The 20119-nt window shown below is 35.4% G+C and carries 18 protein-coding genes; 15 read left to right on the top strand and 3 right to left on the bottom strand.

The window, feature by feature from the left end:
• The first annotated feature begins 76 nt into the window (after positions 1–76).
• A complete protein-coding gene (locus I6U49_RS14255; protein WP_198629331.1) occupies positions 77–754 on the top strand; it encodes a M15 family metallopeptidase in 678 nt (225 codons plus the stop codon).
• A 207-nt stretch (positions 755–961) separates the two neighbouring features.
• Here the strand turns inward: I6U49_RS14255 and I6U49_RS14250 are convergent, their stop codons facing one another.
• The 3 genes from I6U49_RS14250 to I6U49_RS14240 form a co-directional block, all read right to left on the bottom strand.
• Positions 962–3415: a zinc-dependent metalloprotease gene (locus tag I6U49_RS14250; protein ID WP_198629330.1), complete on the bottom strand. Its 2454-nt coding sequence runs from the start codon at positions 3413–3415 to the stop codon at positions 962–964.
• Between the two features lie 213 nt (positions 3416–3628).
• On the bottom strand, positions 3629–4390 hold the full coding sequence (locus tag I6U49_RS14245) for a sterol desaturase family protein (RefSeq protein ID WP_198629329.1): 762 nt from the start codon (positions 4388–4390) through the stop codon (positions 3629–3631).
• Positions 4391–4491: 101 nt separating this feature from the next.
• Positions 4492–5160 carry an FAD-binding oxidoreductase gene (locus tag I6U49_RS14240; protein WP_198629328.1) on the bottom strand — a complete coding sequence of 223 codons (669 nt, stop codon included), beginning with the start codon at positions 5158–5160 and terminating at the stop codon, positions 4492–4494.
• A gap of 205 nt (positions 5161–5365) precedes the next feature.
• On the opposite strand from I6U49_RS14240, the gene I6U49_RS14235 reads away from it, so the two are divergent.
• The 14 genes from I6U49_RS14235 to I6U49_RS14170 all read left to right on the top strand — a co-directional run bounded on the left by I6U49_RS14235 (position 5366) and on the right by I6U49_RS14170 (position 20108).
• Entirely contained in the window at positions 5366–7123 is a 1758-nt protein-coding gene (locus tag I6U49_RS14235) for a mechanosensitive ion channel family protein (RefSeq protein ID WP_198629327.1), read from the top strand.
• An 88-nt stretch (positions 7124–7211) separates the two neighbouring features.
• Positions 7212–8186, top strand: coding sequence for a YihY/virulence factor BrkB family protein (locus I6U49_RS14230; RefSeq protein ID WP_198629326.1), 975 nt, complete (start codon positions 7212–7214; stop codon positions 8184–8186).
• Positions 8187–8877: 691 nt separating this feature from the next.
• The gene (locus I6U49_RS14225; protein WP_198629325.1) at positions 8878–9804 is read left to right on the top strand and encodes a hypothetical protein; all 927 of its coding nucleotides are present in this window, start codon (positions 8878–8880) and stop codon (positions 9802–9804) included.
• A 324-nt stretch (positions 9805–10128) separates the two neighbouring features.
• Positions 10129–10986 (top strand): carboxypeptidase-like regulatory domain-containing protein, encoded by an 858-nt coding sequence (locus I6U49_RS14220; RefSeq protein ID WP_198629324.1) that lies wholly within the window; start codon positions 10129–10131, stop codon positions 10984–10986.
• Between the two features lie 75 nt (positions 10987–11061).
• Positions 11062–11367 carry a hypothetical protein gene (locus I6U49_RS14215; RefSeq protein ID WP_198629323.1) on the top strand — a complete coding sequence of 102 codons (306 nt, stop codon included), beginning with the start codon at positions 11062–11064 and terminating at the stop codon, positions 11365–11367.
• Positions 11368–11842: 475 nt separating this feature from the next.
• Entirely contained in the window at positions 11843–13183 is a 1341-nt protein-coding gene (locus tag I6U49_RS14210) for a phage integrase SAM-like domain-containing protein (RefSeq protein WP_198629322.1), read from the top strand.
• A 49-nt stretch (positions 13184–13232) separates the two neighbouring features.
• Positions 13233–14096, top strand: coding sequence for an RteC domain-containing protein (locus I6U49_RS14205; protein ID WP_198629321.1), 864 nt, complete (start codon positions 13233–13235; stop codon positions 14094–14096).
• Positions 14097–14198: 102 nt separating this feature from the next.
• Positions 14199–14486 (top strand): helix-turn-helix domain-containing protein, encoded by a 288-nt coding sequence (locus tag I6U49_RS14200; protein WP_057480593.1) that lies wholly within the window; start codon positions 14199–14201, stop codon positions 14484–14486.
• A gap of 36 nt (positions 14487–14522) precedes the next feature.
• The gene (locus I6U49_RS14195) at positions 14523–15341 is read left to right on the top strand and encodes a hypothetical protein (protein WP_198629320.1); all 819 of its coding nucleotides are present in this window, start codon (positions 14523–14525) and stop codon (positions 15339–15341) included.
• The gene (locus tag I6U49_RS14190) at positions 15334–15999 is read left to right on the top strand and encodes an ATP-binding protein (RefSeq protein ID WP_198629319.1); all 666 of its coding nucleotides are present in this window, start codon (positions 15334–15336) and stop codon (positions 15997–15999) included. Before I6U49_RS14195 ends, I6U49_RS14190 begins: the two co-directional genes overlap by 8 nt.
• A gap of 654 nt (positions 16000–16653) precedes the next feature.
• A complete protein-coding gene (locus I6U49_RS14185; RefSeq protein ID WP_198629318.1) occupies positions 16654–17229 on the top strand; it encodes a BfmA/BtgA family mobilization protein in 576 nt (191 codons plus the stop codon).
• Positions 17230–17657: 428 nt separating this feature from the next.
• Positions 17658–18503: a GNAT family N-acetyltransferase gene (locus tag I6U49_RS14180; RefSeq protein ID WP_198629317.1), complete on the top strand. Its 846-nt coding sequence runs from the start codon at positions 17658–17660 to the stop codon at positions 18501–18503.
• A gap of 140 nt (positions 18504–18643) precedes the next feature.
• Complete coding sequence (locus I6U49_RS14175; protein WP_198629316.1) at positions 18644–18796, top strand: hypothetical protein; 153 nt, start codon at positions 18644–18646, stop codon at positions 18794–18796.
• A 46-nt stretch (positions 18797–18842) separates the two neighbouring features.
• Positions 18843–20108 carry an IS256 family transposase gene (locus I6U49_RS14170; protein ID WP_262894938.1) on the top strand — a complete coding sequence of 422 codons (1266 nt, stop codon included), beginning with the start codon at positions 18843–18845 and terminating at the stop codon, positions 20106–20108.
• Positions 20109–20119: the final 11 nt, after the last annotated feature.

Here is a 20119-nt window from a genome sequence, read left to right as displayed (position 1 = left end):
ACTTTTTGTAATATCGAGGCAAAGCTCCAAACATTAAGCCTCGATTATCGAGTAATCTGAATTAAATTTAGCCAAGATGAAAAACTTAACCTATCTTTTCCTTTTCCTATGCAACTTAAGTATAAGCCTGGCCCAGGAAAAAGGACTTCCCAAAGATTTTGTTTATATCAAAGAACAAATCCCTAACATAAAGCTGGATATTAGGTATGCCGGAAGTAATAATTTTATTGGCAAGCCGGTGAATGCCTATTATAAACCGGTTGGCATTTTAACCAAAGTGGCTACTGAAGCACTAAAAAATGCCCAAGATGACCTGATGCAGGAAGGCTATTGCCTTAAAATTTTTGATGCCTACCGGCCACAAACCGCAGTAAACCATTTTATTGAATGGGCCAGACATCCAAAAGACACGCTCTCCAAAAATATATTTTACCCTGAAATTGCTAAAAAAGATTTATTTCAGTTGGGCTATATAGCCAGCAAATCGGGGCACTCCAGGGGCAGTACCGTAGACCTCACTATTATAGATATGAATACAGGAAAAGAACTGGATATGGGCAGCAAATATGATTTCTTCGGAGATATTTCCCACCATAATACCAATAAAATTAACAAAGAACAAAAAGCAAATCGTTTGTTGTTAAAACGAATTATGCTCAAAAATGGCTTCCGACCGTATTCCGAAGAATGGTGGCATTATACCCTTAGAAATGAGCCCTATCCTGAAACTTATTTTGATTTTCCCGTGCAATAGTTTTTGACGTCAGGGAAAACTTTAGAGGATAATACAAATGTTTGTTATTTTTCACAAACCTAAAAGCAAGCCTTTTTTTCAACTTTAAATCTTTACTAAATAGATTCTGAAATAATCGCGAAAGTTTATAGAACAAGTTAAGGTAAAAAAAATAAAACCCCGAAAAACCTTTATGCTTTTCGGGGTTTCTATTGATATTTAAAAAAATTAAGACTCTACCTCCAACGCAGCATCTATTCTGGCAATTAGATCATTCCAATGATATCTGGTAAGCGAATGATTTACCCCAGATTTTCTTCGGTTTATATCTTGCTTTAATGTTTGCATCTCACCACGCATCAATGGCAATATATCTGATTTTAATAAAGCTTCATTTCCTTCTGACTTCATTTTTTTGAGATAATTTGAAGCAATATCCACATAAGAACGTTGTAAATTACGGCGGTACGCATCAACATTTTTACGGCTATAAAGTTCGCTAAAAATGCCTTTTCGTAATTCTTGCATTAAATTAATAGCGGTATAAGCTTCATTTCCGTTTATCTCTTCATTTTCTATCATTCGGTTTAACCGGTCTTCATCCAACAAGCTTTTAAGGGCCCGGGTTTGTAAATTTTGTACTCGTTCTATAGCTCCTGAAGCTTCAATACGGTCTAATATTTCCTGGTTAAGCAACCATTTGGGCGTGCTAAAAGCCTCATCTACCAGGAACTCTACAGCTTCTTTCTGTTTTTGTTTAGGCACGTTTTTATAAACCACACCATCCTGATTTGAGGTTTTACGAGTTTCATAAATGCCCCCAACATTGGTTACCACGTGAGAAACATAACCTCTCCACATATAGGTTAATTCTCTATAAACCTCTTCCAAATCTTCATAGCCGTAGCCATCTTTAGAGGTCCACTCAATTAAGTTAGGCACCACTCTTTTAAGGTTCGCCAAGCCGTATTCACTGGCTTTTACCTGATCATCTCCCAGGCTTTCACGTTGGGATTGTGGATCTACTCCCCCATAACCGTTTCCAAACTCATACCAGGGGTTTCCTGCTTTTTCCAATATCCAGGCATCTAATTTTTCTTTCTCTGCTTCAGCCGATTTAGCTTCAGGCAAATACCGGTATCCCCAGTTGATGGCATATAAATCGTATGGCCCCATCATTCTTATATATCGCACGCCTTTATCTTCAGGTTGTGCCACATAATTTACACGCGCATAATCCATGATAGATGGAGTTAAACCATACTTTTGGGTAAATTCAGCCGACCTTAAAGAATCTGTAGGATAGGCTGAGCTCGCTTTCATATTATGCGGTAAACCGAGTGCATGCCCCACCTCGTGCGCAATTACCATACGCATCATTTCTCCAATTTCAGATTCGGGGGTATTTAAGGTTCTGGCATCTTCGGTTTGGGCACCGGCTTCAATCATAAACCGGTTACGATAAGAACGCAAGTGATTGTGGTACCAAATAATATCACTTTCTATAATCTCACCTGTACGCGGGTCGGTTACCGAAGGGCCAACGGCATTTCTTGTGGTACTGGCTACATATCGCACTACAGAATAGCGAACATCTTCGGGGCTAAACTCAGGATCTTCTTCTTTAGTAGGCGGATCCTTGGCAATAACCGCGTTTTTAAATCCTGCTTTTTCAAAAGCCACGTTCCAGTCTTCAATTCCTTGCTTAAAATAAGGCCTCCATTTTTTAGGGGTGGCAGGATCTAAATAATATACAATGGGTTTTACCGGCTCTACCAGCTCTCCACGTTTATATGCTTCAATATCTTTAGGTACTAATCGCCAACGCCTAATTAACTCATAATCATCGGCTTTTAATTCTTCCGAATTATAATTGTACTTATCTATAGTAAACCAGCCCACACGTGGGTCTGCAATTCTAGGCTGCATTTTATCGTCTGGCAACAATACCATAGATTGGTTCATCATCATAGAAATAGTCCCGGCCTGGTCCCTTGTTGGTGGTTCTTCGGCTTCGTAAGTCATCACGTGTTTCACCTCTATGTTTTTTGGATACGAATTTGCCGATTCTATATAAGATCTATTTTGATCTAGTCTTCTAACTTTATAACGTTTCCGAAGTGAAGACGAAAGCCCGTTAATGGCTTTTACTTCGTTTTCGAACAAATCGCCCACTTCAATTATCACACTTGTAGAGTCTGCATTATAAGTCTCAATTTTTGAACTAAATAAAATAGGGAAATAATTATTGGCTTGTACCGATTTGTAAATAGGTGATTCTTCATCACTCATATTTTCAAAGCTAATTACCTTAACATCTATATTACCCTTTCGTTTGGTCCAACGCACCACCTGCTCATTTACTTTAGAACCGGCATTTACATAGCCCCCACCATACCCATCGGGCACCCCGGCAATACGGCTTACCAAAAGCATATCTTTATCCAGTAAATCTAAAGGAATTTCGAAGTAGAGTTTATCGTCTACAAAATGTGTGGTAAAGAGACCTTCGTCTGATTTAGCCGAAGAAGGTATCACCTGATTATAAGATTTGAGGCCGTTGGTTGATTTTTTAGGTATGTTTTCGGCCGACTTATCCTTACCGCCAAAAAGAGATTTCTCACTTCCGCAACCAACTGCAAGCATTGCAGCCAGCCCCAGAACAGGTAGTTTTTTTATCATGAATTTTTATTTTGGCTTCAAGATACGGAAAGCTTACAAAAGCCTGAAATAATCGTAAGAGAAGAATTTAGATTGGCAACCAGCCTCAAGCTAAACTTGTTTTTCAGCTTCTAGCATAGTTAAAATATTCACATTTTAAATCTCCAAAAAAATTAGTACAAACTCTGAAACAAGTTTAGGATAATCTATAAAACTTTTCAAAATGGGCTTTCCTTACTCAGAGGAAGCCTCAGACTTACTTTTGGTTTGCATCCATCTATCCCAAAAAGTGAAGTAAAGTCCGAAATTGGTCTTAAACTCGGCGTGATGAAAATGATGATGGGTAGCCCCAATAAACAATTTACCGAAGCAGGTTTTCCTAAAAAATTTTGGATAGATTTCAATATCTAAATGATTTATTACACTACTAAATGTCATAAAGATTAGATAGAGACCAATAACAATTGGATGTACGGGTATCAGAAGTAACAACAGCGGGACTATTATGGCTTCTAATAGAGACTCCCAGGGGTGAAATGAAAAAGCCGTCCAGGGACTGGGCACCAGGCTATCGTGATGTACTTTATGAATTTTTCTAAAAACACCGGGCTTATGCATCCAACGGTGTATCCAGTAATAATAAGTTTCGTGCAGTAGAGAAAGCAAAATAAAACTTACCGGTAAATACCAAAGCCCATATTTTTCCAGGTCTAAGTAAATGGCAGTAAAGCCCCTTTGCCAAAGAAAATAGGTTACCGCACCAAAAAAGCCGAAAATTACAGAAGACCACATGCTCCAGTAGATCTCACTTTTTAACTGCCCTTTTCTAAAGCCACGTTTACTTAACCTTTTTGCACTAAACTTTTTATTTTTCAGCTTAAAGTAATACCAATAAAAAATCCCTGCAGCGACCAGATACCTGAGAAAAACCGCAGCAAAAAAGATGAGTACACATACAAGAAACAACCCCGGATTATTAATTTCAAAAAATATCATATTCCATTTAAAATATTATAGATAACATATTCCTCAATTAACCCTACCCGGTAAGCAAAACCTCTCTTAGCAATAATTTTACTTGAAGGATGCTTTTTTTTTTACTGATCGTCTAAGGTTACTGACTCTGGATTCGCACCTAATTTTTCTAAAAGTTCACCTACCTCTTCTGTCATTTTCGGCGGCCCACATACATAAAATTTTTCATTAAAATTATCTATATGTTTTTTTAAGAAGTCTTCATCTATATAAGCTTTGGTAAAATGAGTATCTTTTTGGTCGGTAATCACATAAGTTACATTTTTCCCCAGCATAGTATCTAATTCTTCTTTTAGAATAATGTCTTTATCGGTTTTATTAGAATAAAATAAAGTTATTCCGTCTAGCTTATTTTTTTCTTTAAGCTCGCGCAGCATCGCTATATATGGAGTTATTCCTGCTCCTCCGGCAATAATATATCCCGGCCCTTTATATTCTATGGCACCCCAGGTATCGCGAACAATTAATTCGTCTCCAGGTTTTAATTTACCTAATTGTTCAGTCACCCCATCATGATCTGGATAGATCTTAATCGTAAATTCCAAATAATCGTCTTCGTTTAAGCTGGTAAAGGTAAACGGCCTTTTTTCATCCTTCCACTCTTGCTTATTTATAGAAACTTCGGTGGCGTGACCCGGGGTAAACGTATAACCAGCAGGCTTTTCTACTATAAATTGTTTAACATCATGAGTTACAAGCTTCACTTCTTTAATCTTTACTATTTTTTCCATTTTTCATTATTTTAGTCTCTATTCTATAATTTATAGGTTTAAAAAAGCTGTTTCAAGAACTTTAACCTTCTTTAAAGATTTTACGATCAAGTTTTAAGGAAGATTTATAAGTCTGAATTCTATAAATACGTTAGAACTGAAGCCAGAAAACTAAGCGATAAAAACAATTGCTTATCTTCGGTATAAGTTTGAAAACTGCCAACTCATGAAGTCAATAACCCGCGTACATCAGATTTTTATTATTTGTTTCTTGCTGTTTTCAAGCATAGATATCCAGGCGCAATTCCCATTATCTAAAACACAAAATGAAGAGCAGGAAGCAAAGGAAACCCCTAAAGACCCCCTTGGTAGAAGAACGCCAAGAGGAGCGGTAAATGGTTTTATAGATGCAATGGCCGAGCTAAACTATAACAAAGCAGCTAAATACTTAAATTTTCCGGCGGGTATTTCTACCGAAAAAGAGAAAGAGCGAGTTATTAGGATTTTACAAGGTTTGTTTGACCAAAAAGGAAACATACAGTCTTATTACATAATTAGCAATGAAGAAAGTGGCAAATTAGATGATGATATAGATGCAAATTTGGATCAAATTGGTAGTGTAAAGGTTAATGGTGAGACCATACCTATTTTTTTAGAAAAATATGATGATGAAGCCGGCCATCCCATATGGCTTTTTTCCTCTAAAACTACCAGGGCTATTAGCTCGCTTAACCTGGAAAACCCTACATATATAGATGAAATAATGCCCGGTGTTTTAAAAAAGCACCTATGGGGCGGGGTTCCGGCCGGCCAATGGATAATTGCTGTAATACTTATTGCCATAAGCTATTTAATTTCGCGACTAATAGTTTCTGTCATTATATTTCTACTAAAGAAAATATGGAAAAAAGCAAGACATTCGCCAATTTCAGGAATCATTACTGCGCTGAAACTACCTGTAAAACTTTATATGGCGGTATGGATATTTGTATCTATTTCAAGAAACCTTGAACTTTCATTTATTCTAAGGCAGAAATTTAGCGCCATTACCATAACCATAGGGATTGCTGCTATTCTTATCCTTTTATGGAGATTATCTGATTTTATTGGAAAGATAACTCAGGAAAAAATGCTTTTACGCGGAAACCCTGCCGGGGTTTCTATAGTCCTATTTTTACAACGTGCAGCTAAAATAGCTATTGTAGCTTTTGGAATTATAGCAATTCTGGGGGCTATAGGTGTAGATGTAACCACCGGCCTCGCAGCATTGGGAATTGGTGGTATAGCACTGGCCCTTGGTGCACAAAAAACTATAGAAAACTTTGTAGGAAGTGTAACTTTAATAGCCGATAGGCCCATTAGAGTAGGTGATTTTTGTAAAGTGGGAGAAATTACCGGAACTATTGAAAAAATTGGGATTAGGTCTACACGAATTCGAACCCTGGATCGTACACTTATCACCATTCCCAATGGAGCTTTCTCATCAGACACCATAGAGAATTATGCCTATCGAGATAAATTTAGGTTCGCAAGCATTCTAAATTTCAGGTATGAAACTTCATCAGACCAATTGCGTTTTTTACTTACCGAATTACGAAAAACACTCTATTCACATCCAAAAGTTTATGAAGATCCGGCCAGGATTCGCTTTATAGGTTTTGGCGCACACTCTTTAGATATTGAAGTTTTTGCTTATTTAGAAGCACGCAGTTATGAAGAATTTCTGGAAATACGCGAAGACCTTATGCTTAGAATGATGGAAGTTGTAGACCGCAGCGGTACCGATTTTGCTTTCCCTTCACAAACTATTTATTTCGGAAAAGATCCCGGGCTTTCTAAAGAGAAGTCGGCCAGAGCCGAAGCTGAAGTTGAAAACTGGAGAAAAGAGCGCGAAATGCCGATACCGGAATTTACCAGGGAGCAAATTGATGCTCTTAGAAACCAATCAAGCTATCCGCCGAAAGGCTCGAGCACCGGAATTTAAAAGCAAAATCAATAAGCGAAATAAAGATTCCCTTTTTCAAAAAATATTAGGCTTACTTAAATAGAGGTAAAAATCTAGTATCTATAAAATGAGTAAAAACAGAAATAATTACCGGGGTCAAGAAGCTAAATGGCCACACCAAATCCCAATATCGGGCTGGATAGATATTGGGAAACGTGTATTTCGAGAGATGAAATTAGACCATATACAAATAATTTCAGCCGGGGTTGCCTTTTATTTCTTTCTTGCAATTTTCCCCACTATTGTAGCTGCTATTTCCATCTATAGCCTGGTTTTAGAACCTTCGCAAATTGAAGAACAGATTTCATACCTAAACCTTATTTTACCCGACCAGTCTTTTAATATGCTAACCGATTTCCTGGATCCTGTTTTAGAACGTTCTAAAAAAGAAATTGGTTGGGGGTTATTTATTAGTATTCTTATAAGTATTTGGAGTGCCAATAAAGGAACAAGTGCACTTTTGCAAGGTATTAATATTGCTTACGATGAAATTGATGGCCGGGGAATTATCATGAAAAATCTGCTAAGCCTGTTGTTTACCCTGGGAGGTTTAGTAATAGGACTCATTAGTTTATTAATTGTGATTTTCTTCCCGTTACTCATAAAAAACCTGGGCTTAACACCACAATTAGAAAACATGTTCAACTGGTTACGTTGGGTGTTTTTGGGACTTATTTTAATTTTTAATTTAAGTATGCTCTATAAAACTGCTCCATACAGAACAAATCCAAGATTTAGTTGGGTAAGCTGGGGTGCGGTAATTGGCTCCCTGGTTTGGCTGGCCGGCTCTATTTTATTTTCGTGGTATGTAGCCAATTTTGGAAGTTATGATGATCTCTACGGAAGTTTTGCTGCCGTAGCAATATTAATGTTGTGGTTATTTTTAACCGCTTTTATTGTATTAATGGGTGCTGAGATAAATTCAGAAATGGAACATCAAACCCGCCACGACACTACCATAGGAATGGAAAAACCAATGGGCGAAAGAAATGCCTGGCACGCCGATCATTGTGCGGTTGAAGATCCTGATGAGGATTGTTAAAAATCAAATAAGAGAAGATTGGCTGGCAGGAGTATTTTTTTTACTGCAGGCTGAAAAAATCATAATTTGAAATAACTGGATTCTAATGGAAATGAGAAAGCAGAATTAACCGTATTATTAACTCCTGCAAAGAATATGGTTTACCTACTCCTAAAATAGAAGAAGAGAATGATTTTATGAATATCGAAATCGTTCGCAAAAAGGAAACTCCAGTCAATCAATCGACCGAAAAACGACCGTTTACGAACGATTATGGACGATTAGCCCCTGAAAAGAAAAAAATTCTTCTTTATCTTTTAGATCACCAAACTATAAACAGAAGTACTGCCTCTCCATTGATCGAGGCTAAGTCAAGTAAAATTTCGGGAATTAAATGAAAAAGAGAAGAATTTAAAAGAGATCCAGGATTGGCAATCCTAAATACTTAAACAGATATACTGGTAGAGACCCAAACGAATTATTAGTAAATAAGCTTATTATCACTTTTTCCTATTTCAGCCCAAAACTTAACACCAAACAGGAACGAACTGAAACTTTTATACTTTTTAATGATGGTTCAGCTGTAGTGGGTTTAATATACAAGGCAAATAAAAACTAAGCGGTGACGTAGCAATTTTAACAAGTAAAACCGTAACGAAGTTAAAAAACCAAAGTCCTATAATAAATGACAAAAAATGAGAAGTAAAAAAACATGAAAATATTCATTGGTCTATTTTTAATAATAGGATTAATTTCCTGTAGTGATAATGAACTATCTACCATACAACCGTCAACCACTTTAATTGAAATGGAAGCAGAAGGTGGTGAAACAGAAATATCTTTTACTAATGGTAATTGGCAAATCGCAGAGGTCGTAAACCATAATAGTGATTATAGTATTTTCGGGAACATCTATTCCCAAGAAGGGGAAATGACTAAGGAAAATTCAGTGTTATCTTTAGAAGATCTGGGCAAAATCGAAGCTTTGTGGGATATTAAAGGTTTTGTTATAACCAGAAATACTCCTTCTTTGCTTGAAGTTATATTAAAAGAAAACAGTTCCGGGGAGGAATTTGGTTTTACTCTAGTTCTTAAATCAGGTGAAGAAGTCAAAGAGATTGAAGTATTTCAGAAAAAATCGCAGGGATACCGCTTTAATAGCATCATCTACACTTTAAATGAAGATGATGGTGATTCCCTTTTTGTTAGGAAGGGAACAACTTACACATTCGATGTACCAGAGTCCCAGGAGATTTCAATTTCCCCATATGGAGGGGTTGACACTCATATTCAATCGCATTTTAAAAGCCCTGAAGACGGTGCATTTATTTGGTTAAAGAATGATTCTTTAATGGTTGAAGTTCCCACAGACATTAATCAAAATGAAATTTACTTTAATGGCGAGGAAAGGTTGTATAGTGAGTACTCTTCGATAAACCCACACGGTTTTGAAGAAATGCAAAAAGTTGCAATTCCTAAAGGTCAATCTGCATTTCACATTGAACAGGAATGGCGAAAACGACAGGTTTCATATAGACTTAATTTAACTAATAACAGAACGGGTAACGAAAAAATCATTGAGGGAAAATGGATTGAGACTGCACCTACAGGTGAATATTCCATAAATTGGGATGATTAAAATCAACTTTATTACTGTTTTATAGGAATGGAAATGCAAAAGCAGTCAATGAAACCACGAAAATTCAAAAAGTACCTTGTAATAAATTCATGACATAATTTACTGAAATATAAGGCCAAAGAGAGTATGTCTTTAGATTACTGGAAAAAGTTTCACAAAGCTTACTACAAAAGAGAAATGAAGCCTTATGAAAGGGTTTTAGATAAGATTGTAGGGAATACTTCCAAACGGTATATTAATAAACGTAGTTGATGATTATACAGAATGTTGGCGTTGGCAAGTAAAATTAAAACTCAATTGTTAATTTGAACGATAAACCCACACATGAATAAAATCCTTTCAATCTTATTTTTCTCAATAAGTGCATTTACCTATTCTCAATCTAATATTAAAGGCAAAATAATAGATGCTGACACTAAATCAGAATTACCTTATGCCAATATCGGGATTCAAGGAACAAATATTGGAACCGTTTCGGATAAAAACGGAAATTTTAATCTTAATTTAAACAAGAAACTAAGATCAAGTGACACTTTACAATTTTCATTTCTTGGATATAAAAAGAAATTAATTCAAATATCTTCTTTGCGAAATAAAGAAAATGTAGTGAAAATGATACCGCAATCAGATAAACTTACAGAAGTTGTTATTCCGAGTAAAAAACCAAAAGAAAAAACAATTGGAAGGAACCATATTGGTACGGGAACATTATGGTTTAATTTTTATACTGCAGGTGAAGTACAAAATGACAAACTGGGTACAGAAGCAGGGATGAAATTTAATTTGAACGGTGACTATAGGCTTAAAAGTTTAAACTTTTATGTCGGAAGTAATCAATATAATTCTGTAAAGTTTAGGTTAAATGTATATCGATTAGATAATAATGAGCCTACTGAATTACTTAATAGAGAAGACATTATTTTTGATGTAGGAGATATTCAGTCAGATTGGTTTAAAGTTGATTTGGATACTTATGATATTTATCTAGAAGAAGAATTAGGTAGTTTCGCTGTTACTATACAATGGTTAGAAAGTAAAAAGAAGACTCCAGATAGTAAGTTTTTCGCGATTCCTTTAGGTATTAATCCTTTAGACACAAAATATTTCAGAGAAAAAGGAATGTCTAATTGGAATTCATCAAATCATAATTTGAGTTTTTACTTGGAAGTTGATCGTTATTAAGAAGGTATTTCAATTGATGAGGAGTAAATCTAATGAGGGAAAATAACATTAACCTCAGGATACCAAATTACACTGATGGCGGAATCAATATTAATCCTTCCCAATAATCTGCTGTATTGCCTGGTAGAATGTGCAAGATTTGAGGGAACTACAATGGATGTTTTCATCGATAAAAAGGAATATACCGGAGATATCTTTTCTATTCTGGAAAACACCCAAAATTTTATTCTGAACCATACTGGATCAAGAACATTTTCTGGTCATAAAAGCAGTTACTACCACGGCTTAATACTAAGCAAAAACTTTCCACAGGTTAGAGTCAGAATAGACTATAGGAAAATGGTGATAAAGAAATTATCCACCAAATCAATTACTGATTAATTTAGTATAAAAAATAATCCCAGTAAAATTCCTATAATAACCCCTACATTAATACCCAGGAAAAATTTTTTATTGTTCTTATTTATATAATCTCTAAGTTGTTTCATAGTATAATAATTGAACCTACTCTGTAGAAGATAATGATATAAAAAAAGTAAATCATGTAAAAATAGACAGTTTCAATAAGAGGTTGCCCTCAACGTAGCCCCACAAAACAAAAAAGCCTTGAAAATCAGATGATTAACAAGGCTTTAAGTACTCGGGACGGTAGTGTTTCCTTAAAATTTTAAGTTCATTTCCTATATCCACAAAAACCAGTATAAGCTTAGTAAAATCAACAGCTTCCGGCACTATATTGTCCCAGGTTAAATTGTTATGGATTGCGTAAAATTCTTTTATATTCTTCCTCGGGCGTACATTTTGCGTACAACAAAAATGAATATGTCTTATCTTTATAATTACTCAATAAATCCTTATGGCTACAATATATTTTCTTTACCGTTCCAAAAGGCAACAAGCTCCACTTACAGTACGCCTACAAGATAAGGATAATAATAACAAAAAGTTTCAATTTGAAGCTAAAACAGAGTTGGAGGTTCCAAAAGAGTATTGGAATACTACAAGGCATAAAAGGCGGGGTTTAGATGCAGTTGACAAAAGAAAAATAGCCGAAGTTAATTCAAAACTGTCCGAATTAGAAGACTTTCTTCTTTCTAAGTATAAGAAGCAAAAACCCAAACCTGAACAGAAAAATTGGCTTAAAGAAATTCTTTACATTTTTTACAATCCAGAGGAAGATGAACATGTGGATGATGGAATTAAAAGTGATTTAATAACAGATTGTATTCAAGAATTAATAGATAATGCTCATACCCGAGAAAATGCTCGAGGAGGCTTGGGAATCTCTTTAAGTAGGGTTAAATCCTATAAAAACCTTTTGAACGTTTTCAAAAAGTACCAAGGGGCTAAAAAGTATCGAGTGAAAGATGTAGATATCAAATTTGGTAGAAAATTTTTAGATTGGCTACTCAGTTCACAAAATTATTCTGAAGGTTACGCCAGAAAAAAAATTGATGATCTCAAGTCAGTCTGTGCAGATGCTGAAATAAATGGTTTAGAAGTTAGTCATCAACTTAAGAAGGTAAAAGGAGGAAAAACAAAAAATGACTTCATCATTTATTTAACTCCTGAAGAACTTCTTAAAATTGAAAAGGCCCAATTAGAATCTGATAGCCTTAAGAATGTTAGAAAATGGCTGTTATTGGGTTGCAATATTGGTCAAAGAGGAGGTGATCTACTTCGACTATCGAAAGATAATTTTATAACAAGAAAGGGCTTGGAACTAATTGAACTAAAACAACAGAAGACAGGCAAAAATGTTACTATACCTGTGCTTCCCACTACCAAAGAAATTTTAAAAGAAGGACTACCCTACCCAATAGCCCTTCAAAATTTTAATAACGATTTAAAAATTCTATGTAATACGGTTGGAATAAATTCGCTTACAGAAGGAGCAAAAATTGTTATGCTTGATGAAAACGGAGAAATACTTGAAAAAGATGAAAAAGGCCGTTATAAAAAGAAAGGCACAAAAAGGAAAATAACCGGCACTTTCCCCAAATACGAATTGATTACTTCTCACGTATGTCGAAGGACTTTTGCAACTAACCAATACGGTATCTTTCCAACACCATTATTAATGAGAATCACCGCACATAGCACGGAAAAAATGTTCTTAGGATATATAGGGAAATCTGCTATGGATAGTGCCCAGCAAATAGCTGACTTATACGAAAAACTGGCGGCTAAAAGTTGATTTTAGTTAAATGGGAATTATAATGAATCCAATCATATCGATCTAAAAGATGAAGCCGAAAAATATTGAATATAACCAGTTGCAGCTACCATTTTTAAAGCTATGTTCCTTAAAGCAATTCCTGGAAATCGATATCAATTCCGCATTTTACGATTTTTATTTTAAGAAAGCCCACGGAAGGTATTTTAAGGTCGATATGGAAATCTTTATGAGGGACCTGTATAAAGATATTCTAATCTTCATCAATAATTATAAAGTCATGCCTTACCAGGTCAAGGCCTATTTCAATACTACTTATAAAAGACCTCTACTCTATAAAGGAGTACCGTTACAGACAAAAGAAAAATACCACTTCCTATTATTTGAAGCTATTGTTCAGCAAATAACAGGAGTCTTAGCTGTCGATAAAAATTTACCGAGCTTACCCATACAAAGTCAACCCCATCTACTTGCTGAATATGATTTTATTCAAGCTTTTCATAATAAACTGGAGGAATTTCATCTTCCAGAGAAGGATAATATTATCACCGAATTTTTCACCTTCCATAATCCGCTACCACAATATTCCCAACAGGACACTTTAGATTTCAAAAAATCTATTCTCAGCCTTGATAAACATTATAAAGTAAATAGTATTTTACAAGAGCGGGAATTGAAAGATTTCCGCGAGGAAAATCGTATTAAATGGCTGGGTACTCCTCTCGAACTGGCCGAGTTAATTAAAGCACTTATCCAGGCTAAAAAAATTAATGGTGGATCCGAAAAAGAAGTATTTGATTTTTTTCAGCAACTATTAGATTTACCTTTTGACAAGCGTGAAAAACTTCAATCTATAAGAAAACGTTCCACAGACTTAACACCCTTAATTCACGAGCTGGAATTCCATTTGAAACAATGGATAAACCGATCTTAACTTAAGAAAAAGTTAAAGTTATGACGTACTAACGACATAGTATGCCAATGGTATGCCATGAAATTTTATTGATTTGCATTGTAAACCAAAAAACTCAATGTAATGAAAAAAGTTATCCAACTACACCAGACAACTCCTGAGGAATTAGTAAACGTTATTCTACTTGGAGTGAAGAAAGAAATTGAAATCCTTAAACAAGAATTTCGTCCAAAAGAACCGGAAGAATACCTCACAAGGACTGAAGTTTCTAAAATGCTTAAAATTGACCTTTCAACTGTACACCACTGGACCAAGCGGGGCAAACTGAAACCATATGGATTAGGACGACGTGTGTATTATAAGCGAAGCGAAATTGAACAGGCACTTATAGATTTAAGCCCGATCCATTAAAATCGATTTTTCAATCCACTTATAAATTTTATTCCTATGAACGGATATGAATTTTCAAGGGCGTGGTTTGATTTCAGTTTTAATCATCCCAACAAAGTTAAACCCGTACATACCGCTATTTACTTTTTTGCCATAGAACGTTGCAATAGGTTAGGTTGGAAAGAAACATTTGGCTTCCCTACTGATCTGGCTATGGAAGCTTTGGGAATTAAAAATTATAAAACTTATATCCGGGCGCTTGAAGACCTGGTTGACTGGGAATTTATTAAATGGGTCCAGAAAAGCAAAAACCAATACACCTCCAACATTATTGCTTTGGTAAAAAATACCAATGCACCGCCTAAAGCATTGGACAGAGCATTGCATAAAGCATTGCACACAGCAGTGTCTGAGCAATGCTCAAAGCAAGTCCGAAGCATTGCGAGTATAAATAAACAATTAAACCTTAAACTACAAAACCTTAAAACTTTAAATAAAAAAGAATTTCTAAAAGTTGATAAATCTGAAATTCCAGAAAACTATCTGGGCTATTTCAACTGGGCATTTAAATTTCAGCAACTCTTTTTAAAAAATTTAAAAAATAAAGGCGCACCAACAAAAAAAGTAGACCAGGCGGGATTCGAGGATTGTTTGACACCAATTCGATTGATGCTGGAAAAAGATGGTGTTTCAGAAGAACAACTTCAGCTTGCTTATGAGTTGCTAAATGGTTCTGAAGAATTCTGGAAAGGAATAATCCTAAGCACCCATAAACTCAGGGAGAAAATTGGACAGCTGATCGCCCAGGGCAATAAGCCGATGAGACTTAAAACAATGGACTTACAGGTTCAGCATAAAATTCAGAGTTATGACTAGCACCCAGTTTCCATATATATTATCAAAGTCAGTTGTAAAAAATAGGCAACCTGACTTTAAACGAACTCTGGTTAGCAAACACGTGTTTTGGAGTTTATTTCGCACTCAGTATCCCGAATTCGAAATAACACAAGAAAACCAACACGTAGTGTTCAGCATTTTCCGGTATTTCCTACAACAGCCTAATTTTAATGAGTTTGGTATCATAAAAAATAAACCAGGACTCGACAAAGGATTGTTGGTGTATGGAGGTTACGGCGTAGGAAAATCCACGCTTTTTGATGCCATTCATCACATTGGAAGAATAATTCTGGATCAGACCCGAAGTGCACAACTATGGTTCCCTCAGATTTCGACAGTTCATTTACTGACACGTTATTACGAATCGCAACAGAATAAAAACAGCAATTTTAAACTGGAAGATTATTATTACGGAAAACTGTACCTGGATGATGTGGGTAAAGAAAACAAGGCTTATAACCGGGAAGAGATTATCGGAAAATTGCTTTATGAAAGACACCGGCGAAGATTAAAAACTTTTGTGACTACCAATGAAAATCCATCAGCTATATCCGCCCGGTATGGACATCATATTGGAGACCGGTTGCCGGAAATGTTTAATATCATCAAATGGGAAGGGAAAAGCTGGCGAGAATGATTGGTAGTAAAAAGTCCTCACCACATTTTCCACGCCTTCGCAAAAGCTACAGCTTAGGAAAAAGAGGTTCGTCCAAAAAGAGGATCCGGAAGTAAGCCAAAAAAGAGTTTGATAGCCTGATTTTAGAAGCTCAGAACTAGAAAATGAATCAGGGAAATAAGATTACAGTTATTAACTTTTTTGACTTACCTCCTCAAGAGATTTTAGCCCTAAAAGAATCAAGGGGAAAGTAGTTAAAGAGGAATTTAGAAAATTTTAAAGCAGTTCCAGGGCTGATCAATAAGCACTTGATTCTAGTGATTTAATGATATGGAAAAGCTATTGGAATTTCAGAAGCGGAGTGGATGGAATTTGAATAGCAAGAGGGTAACCTGCTAAAGCAAGGTTACAATTTTTAAATTACTGATATTCAATTAATTATGGTTTTTAATATTTAAAACCCTGGTGCATAAATAATTAGAATCATTCGTTAGCTACTGTAAACAGGGGAATAATCTACTGTACAGAGTGGATACTTAGGAACCACCCTCTAACTTAAAACACTGTTATTCAGTGTTTTAAAAATTAATAAAAATACCTAATGAAATGATCGATGGAGCAAAAACCAGCTCTTTGGTCTGAAGAAGCCCAGCAGCAAAGAAAAAAATTACTGTAATGGAAACAAATAAAGATAGAAAAAGCCTGTTTTCTGCAATTAGTATTAATCGCATCACGGCAGCACGATTTCGTAAGTTTTCGAAAAATATAGGTCCCTCTCATTCGGAAAGCCTGGATGATATGATGGACTTTTTTGAAGTCACAAAGATTCATCCCAGGAGTCCAATTTTTAGGCACTATATTGGGCTATATAATTATGTAATTGGCCGATTGGATTTTATCGTTGCCCTGCTCAGGGAGCACGAAGAAAAATATCATAAGCCTACCTATAATATGCTTGCAGGACTTTTTGATAAAGCTGAAAAAATAGAGGCTAAAACAAGACCACTGGAGGAAACAAACATTAGAAGATTGACCAGGGAGGAATGGGAGCTGGAAGATGGAAAAGTTTCGCAGGAGGAATACAATTTGCTTAAAAATGCACGACAAAAGGATCGAAGGAAATTTTCAGAAATGATCTCAAAGATTATCAACGGGATAACTAAAGTAGAACCTACCTTTGGGAAGCCGTACTATAAAATAGATATTAATTTTACCGAACTAGATATTCTTAAAAGACGATATGAGGAATAGGTGACCTATTATCTAAATCGAATAACGCCCCTATGCTGTTTTTACTTTACGCTTAACTTCCCGTACGCTATAAAAACAGCATAGGATCCGGCGCAGGTTAGTTATGGTAGATATGGGGCTGGTAGAGTATTTCCAACTCTAGCTTTAGAAAGAATTATAAATCAAAAATTCACATTTCAAAAAGAAGACAGACTATTTTGTATCTGTTTACTTTAATGCATCAATTGACTTAACCTCAATTATTTACAAAAGAGTGCTTTTTATTTTAAAAGGCGGTTGCAACTGCTAGCCTTATTTACAGATTTCCACATAATTAAGTTTTTCGATTATCTTATATTTGGAAAAACTCTTATTATCCCGATACAGGTACTATTTAATAATTGTATTTTATAGTATTATAACAAGTTAGCCGTAATTTAAAAAATAAAATGTTCACAGATTATTCAAATAATTTAGATGCTAATTTTATTTATCATATCGAAAGCTTAGACGGATATAATGAATTTAATTTCTACAATATAATTAATGCATTTGGTCGCGTATTTTCGAATAATGTTGAATTTTATGATTGTTGGATTTATGAAATAGAGGATAGATGGTGTGTAGGTTTTTGGATAACTGGCAATTACCTTTTCAACAGTAATAACTTAATTCATAGTGATACCAAAATCATTAAAAACAAAATTGATTTTGGTCAATTTGGAAATGGGTTTCATTTCACGGGAAACACTCAAATAATTGAACAATTGTCAAATAGCAATTTAGATTATTCACTTGAACCTTTTAAAGAAAGGTACTACTATTCATTAAATTCTCTTAAGCTTAAAACTAAATTTTCGAAGGAAGTAGATTTATCTAAACAAGAAGATATTAAAGAATTGAGTATTCTTTATCAAAAATACTTTCATGAAGAATATGATGGTAAAAATGACAAAGATCTACAAACCACGACTGCAATGGTCGAAAGTTTACATTCTCGGAAATTAATTTATAGATTGAAACTTAAAGGAAAAATTGTTGGGTTTTGTACTATAATGAATTTTCTTCATCCAGAATTAAATATGATTGGAACCATATTTATCGATAAAAAGTTTAGGGCTAAAGGAAATGGAATTCATTTACTTTCTTTTGTAACAGAAAAAATCCACAAAGAAAGAATTAAAGTTTTTCTTATGACCACCAAAGAAAATATATCATCAAATAAAATGGTGGAAAAAATTGGATTCAAAAAACAATATAACCACTCAGACAGAATAATAAAAAACTACGGCTAACAATATAAAAAGATGCTTAAATGCGTCTCAAATCGAAACTCCCTGCTCGCTTGCTGCGCCTGATTGTCCGCAGGACAATCAAGCTTACCAGCACTGTTTTTATACGAGACGTTGGTATCAAGCTTTAAATAAAATTTCAATTGGAAAAAGAAGTTTATAAAGAAGAGATTCAAGAATTATCAAACGAAGACGAGAAAAAGATTTTTACTCAAAAAAATTATTTTCATGGCACGCCGGTGGTTTTTGAAGGCAGAGAAAATGATTATTATTACTTTAGAGAGAGTGTAAAATAAACTCTGTCTGAATTGAATTATTTATTAATTTCATTCATACAGAATTATGGCAACAAAAGAACAACAAGAATTCGAGAAAAAGGTGCTTGACCAGTTCATGTCAGGCAAAAGCCTTTTTGGTGCAGACGGTGCTTTTGCACCGATGCTCAAGAACGTTATTGAGAAGGCCCTTCAGGCAGAGATGGACTCTCATCTAAGTAGTGATGAACGCTCCAAAGGGAATAAACGCAATGGCAAGGGAAAGAAAAAGCTTAAAAGTGGCTTTGGCTCTTTTGACATTGAAACCCCTGAAGACCGTCAAAGTAGCTTCCAACCGGAACTGGTTAAAAAGCGACAGACGATTCTGGCTGATAATCTTTCAGAAAAAATTATCGGTCTTTATGGACTTGGAATGAGCTACCGTGACATCTCGGGTCATATCAAAGAAATGTACGATACCGATATTTCCCATACGGTTTTAAGCCAGATCACCGATCAGATCATTCCTGATATCAAAGCCTGGCAAAGTCGTCCTTTAGAACCCCTTTACTGTATTGTTTGGCTTGATGCCATGCATTATAAAGTTAAAGTGGATGGAAAGATTGCCCACAAAGCACTTTATAACATCCTGGGTATTACCAAAGAAGGGAAAAAGGAAATCCTGGGGATGTATATCTCTGAGAGCGAAGGTGCTAATTTCTGGCTACAGGTTTTAACCGACCTTCATAACCGTGGATTACAGGATATCTTAATAGCCTGTACAGATAATCTCAAAGGCTTTACACAAGCCATCTTAAGCGTTTATCCAAAGGCTCAGGTTCAGCTTTGTATTGTACACCAAATCCGTAATTCATTGAAGTATATTGCCTCTAAAGATCAAAAAGAGTTTATGAAAGACCTGAAAAAGGTCTATAGGGCTGTCACTAAAGATGTAGCCGAAGATGAGCTATTGAACCTGGAAGGGAAATGGGGTAATAAATATCCTGTAGTTATTGAAAGTTGGCAGCGTAACTGGGAACAGCTATCCCAGTATTTTGAGTATACAGAACCCATTAGGAAGATTATTTACACCACTAATGCCGTAGAGGGCTTCCATCGGCAAATCCGGAAAGTTACCAAAACCAAGGGTGCTTTCACCACTGATATGTCGCTGCTAAAGCTAGTCTACCTGGCCACACGAAACATTGAGAAGAAATGGACCGCTCCTTTGCATAATTGGAGCCTTACGATTCAGCAATTTTATATTAAATTTGGAGACCGGATACCGCTGGACATAAACGCCAATTCCTCTGGGGCTAGCCCCAGAGGAATTGAAACATCAGACAGAGTTTAATTTACAGACCC

The sequence above is a fragment of the Salegentibacter maritimus genome (assembly GCF_016236915.1).
Classification (GTDB): Bacteria; Bacteroidota; Bacteroidia; order Flavobacteriales; family Flavobacteriaceae; genus Salegentibacter; species Salegentibacter maritimus.
This window is presented reverse-complemented; position numbering and strand designations above follow the sequence as displayed.